The 12,579-nt window shown below is 41.8% G+C and carries 14 protein-coding genes; all 14 read right to left on the bottom strand.

The window, feature by feature from the left end; translation table 11 throughout:
- Positions 1–108 precede the first annotated feature (108 nt).
- Positions 109–2,304, bottom strand: a complete 2,196-nt coding sequence (locus tag DXA60_RS17540; RefSeq protein ID WP_117922573.1) for a VirD4-like conjugal transfer protein, CD1115 family — start codon at positions 2,302–2,304, stop codon at positions 109–111.
- 6 nt (positions 2,305–2,310) lie between these two features.
- Positions 2,311–3,429, bottom strand: coding sequence for a PcfB family protein (locus DXA60_RS17535; protein WP_117922572.1), 1,119 nt, complete (start codon positions 3,427–3,429; stop codon positions 2,311–2,313).
- Positions 3,429–3,833 (bottom strand): hypothetical protein, encoded by a 405-nt coding sequence (locus DXA60_RS17530; RefSeq protein WP_006858865.1) that lies wholly within the window; start codon positions 3,831–3,833, stop codon positions 3,429–3,431. The genes DXA60_RS17535 and DXA60_RS17530 overlap by 1 nt, the downstream gene beginning before the upstream one ends.
- A 9-nt stretch (positions 3,834–3,842) precedes the next feature.
- Positions 3,843–5,027 (bottom strand): hypothetical protein, encoded by a 1,185-nt coding sequence (locus tag DXA60_RS17525; protein WP_006858864.1) that lies wholly within the window; start codon positions 5,025–5,027, stop codon positions 3,843–3,845.
- Between the two features lie 29 nt (positions 5,028–5,056).
- Positions 5,057–6,475, bottom strand: coding sequence for a relaxase/mobilization nuclease domain-containing protein (locus DXA60_RS17520; RefSeq protein WP_117922574.1), 1,419 nt, complete (start codon positions 6,473–6,475; stop codon positions 5,057–5,059).
- A 10-nt stretch (positions 6,476–6,485) separates the two neighbouring features.
- Positions 6,486–6,818, bottom strand: a complete 333-nt coding sequence (locus tag DXA60_RS17515) for a plasmid mobilization protein (RefSeq protein ID WP_055262787.1) — start codon at positions 6,816–6,818, stop codon at positions 6,486–6,488.
- Between the two features lie 4 nt (positions 6,819–6,822).
- On the bottom strand, positions 6,823–7,344 hold the full coding sequence (locus DXA60_RS17510; protein WP_117922571.1) for a multidrug transporter: 522 nt from the start codon (positions 7,342–7,344) through the stop codon (positions 6,823–6,825).
- Between the two features lie 393 nt (positions 7,345–7,737).
- Positions 7,738–8,715 (bottom strand): DUF3991 and TOPRIM domain-containing protein, encoded by a 978-nt coding sequence (locus DXA60_RS17500; protein ID WP_008117417.1) that lies wholly within the window; start codon positions 8,713–8,715, stop codon positions 7,738–7,740.
- 4 nt (positions 8,716–8,719) lie between these two features.
- On the bottom strand, positions 8,720–9,259 hold the full coding sequence (locus DXA60_RS17495; protein WP_004611525.1) for a JAB domain-containing protein: 540 nt from the start codon (positions 9,257–9,259) through the stop codon (positions 8,720–8,722).
- Positions 9,260–9,365: 106 nt separating this feature from the next.
- Positions 9,366–10,361 carry a DUF5688 family protein gene (locus DXA60_RS17490; protein ID WP_055068877.1) on the bottom strand — a complete coding sequence of 332 codons (996 nt, stop codon included), beginning with the start codon at positions 10,359–10,361 and terminating at the stop codon, positions 9,366–9,368.
- Between the two features lie 73 nt (positions 10,362–10,434).
- On the bottom strand, positions 10,435–10,662 hold the full coding sequence (locus DXA60_RS19945) for an LPXTG cell wall anchor domain-containing protein (protein ID WP_081021251.1): 228 nt from the start codon (positions 10,660–10,662) through the stop codon (positions 10,435–10,437).
- A 161-nt stretch (positions 10,663–10,823) separates the two neighbouring features.
- On the bottom strand, positions 10,824–10,997 hold the full coding sequence (locus DXA60_RS17480; protein ID WP_199536248.1) for a hypothetical protein: 174 nt from the start codon (positions 10,995–10,997) through the stop codon (positions 10,824–10,826).
- A 5-nt stretch (positions 10,998–11,002) separates the two neighbouring features.
- Entirely contained in the window at positions 11,003–11,449 is a 447-nt protein-coding gene (locus DXA60_RS17475) for an ATP-binding protein (protein WP_227701501.1), read from the bottom strand.
- Between the two features lie 11 nt (positions 11,450–11,460).
- Positions 11,461–12,381, bottom strand: a complete 921-nt coding sequence (locus DXA60_RS17470) for a ParM/StbA family protein (protein ID WP_117922569.1) — start codon at positions 12,379–12,381, stop codon at positions 11,461–11,463.
- Positions 12,382–12,579 lie beyond the last annotated feature (198 nt).

The following is a 12,579-nucleotide window of genomic DNA, read 5'->3' as shown; positions in this document are numbered from 1 at the left end:
TACTGCTTTTTCGTTTGCACCACCTTCGATTCTTTCCTTAACGATTTGTAAGTTTCTTTAATCTCACATAGGCACAGTATACCACAACTTCTGTGCCTATGCGATAACTTACTGCTTCTTTCGATAAGAACTCATCTTCTCCACCGTTACCTCTGGATAGAAATAAGTCAGTATCGTTGCTCTAGGAATTCCTGCCGCAAGTGCCATCTTTAGCTCCTCTTTCTGCTCAGGTGTATATGACCAATGAAGCATTCGGTTTGTAATAGTATCTTCCCACTTAGGCTTTTCCCTTTCAGGATTCCTTACAGGCTTACCACCAGCGTTTCCACTAGAACCACTGGCAGTTGCTGTACTATCTGCTTTCTGCGATTCATCGACATACTCAAGCTCATTTGCCTGTTCCCTGTCTATCTTTGCTTTCTGCTCTGCTTCATCCTGCATGGAGAATCTTCTGCTTAATTCCGCATCGCCAAGCATCATAAACTGCTCATAGGTTAGAGAATCTATATACACATTCTCGCCCTTATCCTTCAGTTTTTCATAATACTTAACTGCCTTGTCTGAAAGAATCTCAAATGGCGGACCGATAAGATTATTTGCTCCTCTTATCTCGTGAACATAAGGCTCTCCCTTGCCATCTGCTGTCTGGTTAAACATCGGATGATTAAATGGAATAAACTTGTTGTCCATGATAGGATCAAATCCACGGATAAAAATAATACATTTCTTATTATCCAGCTTTCTTACCTCATCGGGTGTAAACAGTTCCCTGCCTAAAACATCATAATTTCTTGACGAGCTTCCCTGCCTCCCCTTTGTCTCTCCGCTTGATTTTTTATCAATCGTGCCTTTTCCAAGCAGTTCCGAGACATACTTGTGCGTACTCTGCTCATTGCCTCCAAGATAGATGAAAGTATCGCAGTTGCCTGGAATGGTTTCCCAAGTATCCTTGAAAAGTGCCTTTAACTGGGCAAAGTTCTGTATGATGATAATACTGGAAATTTCCCTGCTTCGCATTGTAGAAAGCAGCGAACAAAAATCATCTGGCAATGCAACATTCGCAAATTCATCTAACATAAATGTCACATGAATCGGGAGTCTGCCACCGCAGTTAAAATCCGCCTGATAGTACAATTCCTGGAATATCTGAGTATAGAGCATTCCGATAATAAAATTATAGGACTTGTCACTATCGGGGATTACACAAAAGAGTGCTGTCTTCGTCTCTCCATCACCATTGACTCCAATACCTATATCAGATAGATTCAGCTCATCCTTAGAAAGAAGTCGTAAAACCTGCTTATTCTCAAGAAATGCAAGTCTTGAGTTTGCACTGATAATAATGGAACGTACTGTATCTCCTGCACCTCTCATACACTTGTTGTACTGTTTTACTGCCGGATGATTAGCTCCAAGTGGAGAACTCTCCTCTAAGAACTTCATTCGCACATCCAGTTTCGATGCCTTTCCCTGCTCTGTCACTTCTGCTTCTCCAAGAAGCTTCAGTACTGTCTCAAAGTTTCTCTTTGCCGGCTGTACTTCAAGCCATACATAATAAAAGATTGACTGTAAAAATAATCCTTCTGCTTTCTCCCAGAATGGATCACTTGGAGTGGAACCCTTTGGTGTGGTATTACTGATAAGATTGGTAATCAGCTTTACCACGTCCGTTTCCTCCCTGATATAGGAAAACGGATTGTAACAGTCTGACTTATCCATCTCAAGCAGATTGATGACCTTCACATTGTATCCGTTATTCTTTAACATCTGCCCGCAGCTTCTAAGAATCTCACCTTTTGGATCAGTACAGATAAATGAACAGTTATGTGGCATCTGCATCAGATTCGGCTTTACCTCATAAAATGTCTTACCGGCACCGGAACCACCGCAGATAAGAATATTTCCATTGAGCTTCAGCCTTCTGAAATCAAGTGACATCTTCACATTCTGGCTTAGTATTCGATTGAAATTCTCGTCCTTATCCGCCAGTATCTTATTAACCTGCTTTGGATTTTCAAATCTCGCTGTACCAAACTCCTTGCCGGGCATATAGTTTCTCTGGCTGGTGTAATACATAACAATAGCCATCGCATAGATTCCTAATGCAATGGCTACCGCTTTTATAGTATTCGTATTGTAATAGTTTGCAAAGGGAGCAGCACATACTTCATTGAATCTGTTCATAAATTCATTAAATGCCACTCCCTCCGACCACGCACCATTTATCAGATAACCAAGGTACCCCGCTAATACTGCACCCACAAGAATGAATATCAGTGATGGTTTTTTCTTTGTTGTCTGCATATAAAACTACCTCGCTTTCTTGGTAGTGACTGTTTTCTGCTGCGTGGTCTTTTTCTGCTGTTTCTGGACTTTCTCATAACGCTCCCTGACAGATGCCTCCACCTTATCATAATGCGTATAAAGCTCTGTTCCCTTCTGTGTTGTTACAACACGATTCTGGCTGTCATACAGCTTATAATCCTTATTGGAATCGAGAAACGTGAGCATAGTCTTTCCATTATGGATGTCCATAATGTTTTCTTTACGAAGCCATACATATCTTGCTTCGTCTCCCCATGTTCCGGGGATTCTTGTCTTAACTGCATGGTCATTCTCCTCAATAATGAGTTTCTTACTGATTGTAACATCCGAAAGATTGGCATTCTTTGATGCGGCTACTGCCCTCATTCTCTCTGCAAGGTCCTGATATCCTCTGACACGGTTGATAAATGCATCCTTATCCATCATGACTGCATGCGTACCATCTTCCTTCTTACTGCCAAGCACACCGATTGTCTCAAGCTGTTTGATAACACTTTCAGCCTGCTCACCATTGATACTGAAATTCTCCTTGACCTGATCCACACTGATAGCTTTCTTTTCCATTGCAAACATTCCGACCTTTTCGATCAGTCCGTCAATGGCGGTATTAACCCTATCCCCTTCTATCGTGTGGCTTTTCTCGTTTCCCTGCTGTTTCTTCAAAAAATCCATCAGCTTGCCAAGGGATTTTTCATCTCCATTCTTCAGATAATCGTCAAATGTGGCAATCTTACCAAACTTGAGCTTCTGTATCATCATATTCACACGGGGAACTGCCTCTGTATGAAAGATTACCTCACTCAGTCCATCTTTCCTGTTACAGTCTGGAAGTACTGAATAGAGTATTCCATACTTCTTTGCCATCTTTTCAACCTTTTTCATATCTTCGGTATTAAACTGTAACACCTGTAAATCGCCACCCTTTAGGAGCAGCTTTCTCATGCATGTCTTGCCAAGTGACTTCTCATAATCAAGCATCCCTTTTAAGAAATCTATTGCCTTCTGCATGGCAGCAATGCCGCCGCTTCCTACCTTCATGGCAATCTCAATGCCATCATAAGCTACACGGATGATCTGCACCGCTTCCTGAATCTCTTCTGCCATTATCGCACCTCTACTTTCTCTCTGACTGTTGTTTTAAGCGTTTCTGTCTCTGTAGTACGGATTTCCTCGGCTGATACATCAATACCATAAGCAGTCAAAATATCTGCCAGATGATTGATTGCTTTCTCCTCCTCGATACGATACATTTCAAGTGCCACAAGCAGGTTTTCCACCTGTTCCACCCATGCAGGCTTCATATCATATTTAGACCTGTATGTGACCATAATCTCGTCCGACTCAGCCTTATCCGCTGAATGTGCCAAAGCTTCAATAAGAGAAATCGTGTCTTCCTTGCTGCCACTTCTGAATGCGAACTGGACAACAAAGTTTTTCTCTTCCTCTGTAAACTGATGCTCCACACCATTCATCTCTGTTACTGCTTCATTTACTACTGCTAAATTCATAAGTTCCTCCTAATCTGCCATGCTGTTTTCAAGCACAGCAATCTCAATGATCTCCTTCATCTTTTCCGCTGAAATGTTGTTGTTTATAAGCTCTACAAGCTGTGACTCAGTAAGTCCCTTTTCTATTGCACTCTTAATCTGCACAAGCTGCGCCGGAACAAGGTCTCCCGATGCAACCAGCTTTACAATGTCTGCTCTTGACTTTTTCTTAAATGACAGTCTTGCAAAAAGGCTTGCCACTCCGCTGTTGCTGCTCTTTCTCACACTTCTCTCAATCGGAAGTCTCTGCACCACATTTCCAGTACCATCAACTACCGGAATCTGATAATAGACCGGAATTCCGTTTGCCACAGCCTGCATATTCTGCGGAACTGCAACTGTATCAACCATCTTTTTTTCTGCCTGTGGTACGGACTGGCTTTCCTGCGGCTCTGCCTTACTTTCTGCCTCTTTCTTATTCTCTGTGGCAACACTTATGATCTTATCTTCCAATGACTCTATTCTGTCTCCCATACGCTTTATCTCCTTATCCTTTTTCTCAATATCATCCCTGAGTCTTGCAATCGTACTGCTTGCCTTATTCAGTTCATTCTGCTGACTGTTGATAAGAGCATCCTTATCCTGGTTCTCCTTGACCAGACGCTCCCTGACTTCCTCATCATCTTTGGAAGTTTCTATTTCAGAAAGCTTCTTATTCAGGGCATCATACCTTTCATTCTGGTGATTGATTTTTTCGACCACTTCATCCATCTGGGCTACAAGACTTTTCACATACTCTAAATCCTGTGGCACCTGCTCTTTAGCTTTATTAAGCTTATCTAATACGACATCAAACATCCTGCGCATGTTTACTGCTGTATCATCTTTTTGGACTACCTCTCTGATTGCATCAATCGGCACACCTTTTTCATAGTAATCTAATGCTGTCTGCATCTTAGGTGCTGCCATCCTGCTATCTTTCAGCAGCGTTAACAACTCTTCTGATACACCCTTATGCAGACATTTTGATAACACCTTCATCTGCTCAATGTCATAACTTTTGTTAAGATACAGACCGATTTCATCATCAGTCAGTCCATATTCATAATCGCTTTTGACAAGAGCAATGACCTCACTGTCCATATGCTTATTACGAAGAATCTGTATCTTTCTCTCAATCGCCATTTCACTTAATGGCTCTCTTTTTTCTTCCATATATGCCTCCTAACCACTAAAAAAACAGCCTAACGCATCGGCTGTTCTTTTCTGTCTCTTATTGTTTCTTTGTCATACTGCTTCTCTTCTGCCGAAGCTGATACAGTAAGTTCCTTCCATATTGATCTTCCAAGGCTAAGTTCCTTTGATACCGCCCGTTCTGCCTTACAGTCCTGTGCATACTTGCTCTCATATTTCTTTCTAAGACTCTCGACCTCTTCCACACTGTATCCCTGTGCTAAAAGTTCAGTGTTAAGCCTTTCCCATGCATTGTGCTCATCTTCAAAGAAGGTATCCCCACTCTGGTAACATGATTCCGCATCATCAAGCTCCCGGATCTGTTCAGCCTTGTCAAAAATATCTTTGAATCTTTCCTTAGCCTTATAGGTCTTACTCTTTTCCTTTGATGCTTCTTTCTTCTTATCCGTCAGATTATCAAGTACCGAAACAAGTTCTTCCGCACTCTCAATCTTATGCCTTACCAGAAATAGATACTGCTCCTGCAGCTTATGCATCTTTCGGATATCATCCCTATACTTCCATACCTGACTGTATGGCTTCTTTTTCAGCTTTCCAATCCGGTAAAGCTTTGCATAATATCTTTTCTGCAAGCCTGACATCTTCGCCCTGTGGTATCTTTTGACATAGCACTTTACTATCACTGCCTGTTTTTCCTCATTCTGTGACTGGTAAAAAGATAAATCTTCCTTAGCAATACGCTCCACAATAGCTTCCTGTGAATAATTCTCGCCAAGAGTCTTACATCTTCTGAATCTTGTCATCCCCTGTGGTCTGACTGCCAGATACTTTCGCTGCTTGACCTCATATCCTTTTTCCGACAGCAGCTCCAGAAATCCACTGAAATCATTTGCCTGTAAAATGCAGGCATCAAGATCTCTTTTTATCATATCTGCCCACACAAAGCTGCCTTCACGATATTCGCTCCAATCCTTATAATTCTCATGCTTTTTCTCTTTGCTGCCATCCTCCACATCTATAATGGAAAGACCATACTCCTGACACAGCTTATTGGTAATCGGCTGGATATACTTTGCCCAGTCACCTTTCTCGTAGCGATACTTTTTCCCATCCACAAAGCTTACACTGTTAAATACAATGTGTGAATGAACATGGTCTGTATTATCATGAACCACAAATACCGCTTCATAGGCATCACCAAGATATTCTGCTACAAACTTCTGTGTTATCTCAAAAGCCCTGTCCGGTTCCACCTCATCCTCTTTGAAGGAAAGAATGATGTGATACCCCTGTCGCTTGTCTGTTTTTCCAAACTGCTTCTTTGTATCCATCATCTGTTCAAAAGCCATATCTGCCTGACAGTTTATGGCTCCCACAAGTCTTCCTCCCTGCGTTTTCTCAGGATTCATCACATAATCCAGTGCCCGTTTCAAATGCCTTGCATGAAAAGAATTCCCGCTGTCCTTCATGTGAAGTATCTTACTGATTGCCAATCTTTACCACCGCCTCGCTGACAGACTGATTCAGCTTTTTCATATATGCCACAAGCTGTTCCTTATCTTTCTTGGAATACAGCTGTGCATTGCTGTTAAATACAATCTGATTGATGTTAATGCCGATTCGGTTTATCTCATTGATAAGCTCTTTAAGAAGTTTCCTTACTTCCGGATAATCATTTGGTTTCTGACTGATTAGAAGCCTGATATATTCGGCTTCATTCATTCCATTTGCCTTTGCCTTATCAGAAAGTACCTTCGCTTCCTGTGGCATAAGTCTTAGTGTTTTCCTTATACAATGAACTTTATCCGCCATAGAATTACCTTCCTCTCTTACCCGTACTGTATTCTCTTACTCCTTCTGCTACTGTTACAGCAGCTTTTTCCAGTTCTTTATTACCCAGCTGGGCAATAACCCTGTCTGCAAGCTCTGTGGCAACTTCTATAAGTTCCTTACCATAACTGGTTTTATCAAACAATCTGTCCAGTCTCTTTTCATCTGCTTTCAGACTTTCATACTTGTTCTGATACTCGTTATAGTCGTTAAAATCCTTTGGATCACTCCTGTGTGCTTCCGCATCAAGTATCAGTTCATAGTTCCATTCACAGACAATATCTATAACATCATCAATCGAATATGGTTCTATCTCGCCATTCTCTTCAGCAATATCCTGCCTGTACATCTTCCCATCTGAATCTATGCCAATGGCATAATCATGTCCTTCCATATAGTTAAGCAGAATTGCAGCATCTTCTATCGAAGGGTTTAGTAAGATATCAAATGTGTCTGCCCAGGCAATAAGTTCCTCTGGTTCTGCGATTATTGTAAGTTCTTTATCCATTGCTTTCCTGCACCTCCCTTATCCGTGTTTTGTATATCTCTTCCACCCACACGCCTGTCTGAATCTCTTAGGTTTACGGCTAGATACGCATTAGAGACATCTCTGTCCTAATGCCATCTAGTTAGGGAGAAAATCTCCCTAAAACCCTCTGTTTATGAAAGTGGGGGCGCTTTTTGCCCCCACTTTGCTACTTTGGGGGCGCTTTCTGCCCCCATTTTGTTATTTTGGGGGCGCTTTCTGCCCCCACTTTTATTTTTGCTTTCGTCCGGATTTTGTCGTGTCCAAATTGTGGGGGCACTTTTTGCCCCCACTTTGACATTTTGGGGGCGCTTTCTGCCCCCACTTTGCTGTTTTGGGGGCGCTTTCTGCCCCCACACATCAAAATCCGTTTTCTCATGCCCTGACTGGTTCATCTGCTCGCTTATTCATCCTGTTCAGATTAAGCTTTGCCGCTACAAGCCACTCGTTGTAATCCTTATATCCGGCAGGTGGCGGACAGTCTTCTACCTCATATCCAAGCTCATAATACTTTCTCATAAGTTCAGCTGCTGCTTTTCTCCCCGGCTCATCTCCATCAAGGCAGAACCGGATGGAAGTAATCTGCGGATGTTCCCGAAGAAAAGTCTCAAGTGGTGCATCTGCAAGCATCCCAAGTGCCAGCTTATTCGATTCATAATCTGCGAAGATATCGACATAACTCATAAGGTCAATTGCAGCCTCAAATACTACAAGCTCTGTACTGTTAACATTTACCACATTAAATCCATAGTTTTTATCATTTCCTGTGACATCACACTTGAATGGCTTGCCCTGCTTATCAAACACTCCCCGCATACTTGCAAATCTTGTCACTCCATTTTTATCATTTCCTTTGAAAACAACATTGTGGTAATGCCTGCTCTCATAAATCAGTCCATCTTTTAAAAACAGATCTATGACAGTCCTGCTGATTCCTCTCTCCTGATTCAGATATGAAATAAGATAGGAATTATCTCCTGCCAGTTCCGGTAGGACAAATGGCTTTCTCTCCTCTGCCTGCTTCTGCGATACCTGATGAACAAGAGGCTGCTTTACAGGCTTCTCAATTCTTCTGTATCCTGCGAAATCTAAAAGCCAGAACACAGCCTCTTTTACACTCATTCCACAAAATACCCGTAAGAAATCTATCTGTGAGCCGCCATTGTTGCCTTTGTCAAACTGCCTTGACCATCTGTACCAATGGCTTCTGTTATAGATACGGATGGAATCCATCTCCTTTAAAGTGTGGTATTTGCCAATCCTCTTTACTGTATACCCAAGGCTTTCTGCTACTGCACACAGGTCAACACTCTTTGCTATGGCAAGCTCTTCATCCGTAAATCTTCCATCCATGCTTTCACCTTGCCTTTCCCTGCTCTGCTACAAGCGGTGACTTGATATCAAGTGTCCGGTAATCTGTGCTTAGTGTAATCTTAGGATTATCAATCATGCCTTTTTCCCTGAAACTGAAAAATTCACGATTGTCTCCACCGACTATGATATGGTCAATGAGCGGTATTCCCATCAGTTCACACAGCTTGTTCATGCGGTCTGTCATCATCGTGTCTGCCTTGCTTGGGAATACATTCCCGGATGGATGACAATGGATTAACATCATGCTTGCCGCATTGCTTAGGATACTTGATTTAAACAGCTCTCTCGGATGTGCCATTGCCTCATTTAAAGAACCCACACTTGCAAAATGCACATTGATAGGTTTTAAATCTGACCTTAGATTGACCACACACACTACTTCCCTGTCAAACTGGCACATACAGTCTCCCATGACAGCAGCTATATCCGCCGGATTGTTAAAGGTGTGCTCCGAATAAATCGGAGCATCCTTTACAAGTCTTACCGAAACCACATCAAGCTTGAAGTCATTCTTCTTTGGCATCAGACACCGCCTCCTCTCCAAACTCGACACGGATAACAAAGTCACCTTTCTGGCTGTTTATGAGAGCAATGAGTTCTTCCATTGTAAGTTCCTGCATAACTGCCTCCTATCTGGACTTTTCCTTCTCATCATATACAAGGGGAGGTTCTGCAACGATACCATCAAGTCTCTTGTTTGGTGTATCAGTTGCAAGGGTGAGTTTTCTTAAATCCTTATCATAGTGATATACCTGATTGGAAAGTCTCTCGTCCAAAGACACCTCCTGCATGTTTACCTCGACTACCATCTGTGCAAGCATCTCAGGGCTTCCCATATCTGAAGATACTGCAATAACCTCATGCACACTCGAAGGGAGAATATAAAGGTCACTCTCTAAACTCTCTGCCAGCTCATGAAGCTCATTCTCATAAAGCATGGATGCTGCACCATTGATACCCTTTTCATTGGAAATCACCCACATCGTCTGCTCCGGTGGAATCTCGGCTATCATCATATCTGCAATCTCCTGTGGCATCCCATCCCTTGCGAACATTTCTCTCATAATGTCATTCATGCTTCGTACTACAGGTGGGAAGAGTCTTCTTGTGTTTTCCGCTGCACACTTAAAGAGCTGTTCCTCACTCATTCCAAGTCTTTTTGCAAATTCATTTGTAATTTTTGAACTCTGCACCGCATCCTTATCTGCACTGATTATTACCTTATACACAATAGAAAGATCCTGGAACTCTCTGTGCGGCACCTGCTCCAAAAATGTCTTATTCTGCTCTGTATTGATGAGCTGGAATACAATCTTCTCGTTAGCATCCCTCATAATGCTGTCCACATCAACATCCGGAGCCTGCTCATATGCCCTTTCCATGAAGTCACATGCAGCCATAAGTGTTTCCTCAAGATCACCACAGTCCTGATACTTCTTATACATGTCATTGATATAAATCGTAGGCGAAATGTTCCTGCCTTCTTCTCTTAAGATGATGCCATCAAGAGTCACATTCACCTTTTCCACTGGCTCTGCCACAAGTTCCACTCCTTTGAACTTCTCAGGCATATAATCCATAAACTTTTCTTTTACTACTTCCTTAAAAATCTCATAATTCATCATATTACGGTTCCTCCTTAATCTAAAAAAGCAGGGAACATAAGTCACTGGCTTACATTCCCCGCAAGGTTAATTGTTACTGTTTATTCTTTTTCTTTCTTCCACGAAGTCCGACTCCAACACCTGTAATAAGTGCAAGTGCACCAATTCCAAGATAAAGAAGCGGATTTGCATTGTCGCCTGTCTGTGGAAGCTTAGGCTCTGTCGGTACATTGACAAGCTTAAGAGTTGCTACAACAACATCCGGTGCATTATCATCATATCGAAGTGTTACATCGTGCCATCCACCCTTGCAGTGAACTATTTATCTGTAATGCACGGGACACATAGGACTGTCCCGTATTCTGTGCATCTTAAACTCCTTTCATTATACCAGCTCTCTTATTTTAAAGAAATACTGCATAAGTCTTCTGTTTTTCTTATAATTTAAGAATAAACCCTTTACCTGCATACGCTCACCTCCTCTCAGAATGTGCCCATTCTTACGAATGAAAGAAATATCCTTGCCACCATAGCGAATAGAAGAAGAATTATTCTGGCAAGTCCTAAGACCAGCTTCAACGCTCCAAGAATTATCCTTGATATCCACTTGAGTATCTCTAAAATTACTGTTCCTACGGCTCCCATAACTCTTCTCATAATAATCAGTCTCCTTTCGACATCCATCCCATTGCAAGTCCTGCAACATCTGCATCGTCCATAACATCTTCTGTAGGTTCTTGTGCTTCACTATTGGCTGCCTGCATTATTACCGGCTGACCAACATTCATCCCGGATATCACTCCGCCTAACAGCCTTATGACCTCTTTCCTAGCCTCATTGGTTGCTACTTCAATGACTTCTTCCTTAATATCCTCAATATCTTCTGACCGGATATATTCAGCCCTCTCTTTTTCCTTCTTCTTGATAACAAAGGTTTCTTTTCCATAATTATCAATATAGAACTGAATCGCATCTATGATGAACTGGTTCTTAGATTTGAAAATCTTCGGATCAAGGTTCTGAATCACATCATTGATTTTCACATGCTGAGGATTGCTCATGTTGAGGCGGACAGAAGTTTTTACTTCATATTCAAGTCTTCTTCCCATCATCTGCCTCCTTATGATAATCGCTTAGTGCTTTTAAGTCCCATTGTGGCAAGCTGCTCATATCCTCTTGCATTTGCCTTTACATCAAGGTTATAGGAAATGTTCTTAGCATCATGACTACCAAAATTCTTCATCACAACTGCCCCGCCTCCGACAAATACAATCGGTGTAGTTTTTAAGTTATACCCAAACTCACGGATTGAGTTATATACCTTATCGACAAAATCCTCTATCTCTGCCTTGATAATGGCAAAGTATTCATCATCAATATCTGACCTGCCATATCGCATGATATTCTGTATCTCTGACTCGTCTACCTCTCCGTTAAGCTGTCTTACACACTGCTCATTGATAGAACGCATACAGGTAATAAGACCTTTTGGAATCGTCACACACTTTGATTCATCCGGTGACTTGTTGATTACCGGCATAATGTCGATTGTCCAGCTACCGATATCTACTATCAGCGTTTTCTTTGCCATTGTAGGAATCTTGTCCACTACTGCTGCATAGCACTGAGGAAATACTGCCACATCATCAATTTCAATATGATACGGCTCATTCTCATATTTGAAGCTTACACGCTTATTCTTTGTCAGGTACTTGATAAAATCATTCTTCTCAGCTCCAAATCTTGTAAGTGGAAGTCCTACAGCAAGGAATACTTTTGCCTCTTCAAGACCTCTTCTTTTAAGTTCCTTAGCAACTGTTGCAAGAGTGAGAAGATAAAAGCTGTCATCTTCAACCTTGGTATCCTTTACTTCCTGCCTCACAGTTCCAACCTTATAGAACTTTCCTTCATACTCAAGTACATCGCCGAAAAGTGCCGGAGTTGTTGTAATCTCCTTAACTCCTGTGACAAATACCTGAGAGATTGTTTTCATCATTGACCAGCCATGATCAATGCCGATTACTTCTAACTTGTTATTCATGTTCCTTTCACTCCTTTTCTGTATTGTCTGCATTATTGTTTTGCAAAATTTCATATAATTACCCACACCCTTTCAAGTGCTCAGTTTTGTCAGATGCAGGAATATCATCAGACCTGCCATAAAAATGCTTTCTCACTAATTTCTCATACAGTTCATCACTCTCTGCCTTAACTTTCATAAGACAGTAGAGAACCACTG

The sequence above is a fragment of the Roseburia sp. OF03-24 genome (assembly GCF_003463035.1).
Taxonomy (GTDB): domain Bacteria; phylum Bacillota; class Clostridia; order Lachnospirales; family Lachnospiraceae; genus Roseburia; species Roseburia rectibacter.
Note: the sequence above shows the minus strand (reverse complement) of the source record. Positions and strands in the feature narration are given on the sequence as shown.

What these genes read in the sequence shown, in the direction of transcription:
- DXA60_RS17495 (WP_004611525.1), bottom strand. Translation starts at nt 9,259, where the DNA reads ATGCCAAAGAAGAATGACTTCAAGCTTGATGTGGTTTCGGTAAGACTT.
- DXA60_RS17515 (WP_055262787.1), bottom strand. Translation starts at nt 6,818, where the DNA reads ATGGCGGATAAAGTTCATTGTATAAGGAAAACACTAAGACTTATGCCA.
- DXA60_RS17510 (WP_117922571.1), bottom strand. Translation starts at nt 7,344, where the DNA reads ATGGATAAAGAACTTACAATAATCGCAGAACCAGAGGAACTTATTGCC.
- DXA60_RS17480 (WP_199536248.1), bottom strand. Translation starts at nt 10,997, where the DNA reads ATGAGAAGAGTTATGGGAGCCGTAGGAACAGTAATTTTAGAGATACTC.
- DXA60_RS17535 (WP_117922572.1), bottom strand. Translation starts at nt 3,429, where the DNA reads ATGGCAGAAGAGATTCAGGAAGCGGTGCAGATCATCCGTGTAGCTTAT.
- DXA60_RS17490 (WP_055068877.1), bottom strand. Translation starts at nt 10,361, where the DNA reads ATGATGAATTATGAGATTTTTAAGGAAGTAGTAAAAGAAAAGTTTATG.
- DXA60_RS17500 (WP_008117417.1), bottom strand. Translation starts at nt 8,715, where the DNA reads ATGGATGGAAGATTTACGGATGAAGAGCTTGCCATAGCAAAGAGTGTT.
- DXA60_RS17520 (WP_117922574.1), bottom strand. Translation starts at nt 6,475, where the DNA reads ATGAAGGACAGCGGGAATTCTTTTCATGCAAGGCATTTGAAACGGGCA.
- DXA60_RS17470 (WP_117922569.1), bottom strand. Translation starts at nt 12,381, where the DNA reads ATGAATAACAAGTTAGAAGTAATCGGCATTGATCATGGCTGGTCAATG.
- DXA60_RS17525 (WP_006858864.1), bottom strand. Translation starts at nt 5,027, where the DNA reads ATGGAAGAAAAAAGAGAGCCATTAAGTGAAATGGCGATTGAGAGAAAG.
- DXA60_RS17530 (WP_006858865.1), bottom strand. Translation starts at nt 3,833, where the DNA reads ATGAATTTAGCAGTAGTAAATGAAGCAGTAACAGAGATGAATGGTGTG.
- DXA60_RS17540 (WP_117922573.1), bottom strand. Translation starts at nt 2,304, where the DNA reads ATGCAGACAACAAAGAAAAAACCATCACTGATATTCATTCTTGTGGGT.
- DXA60_RS17475 (WP_227701501.1), bottom strand. Translation starts at nt 11,449, where the DNA reads ATGGGAAGAAGACTTGAATATGAAGTAAAAACTTCTGTCCGCCTCAAC.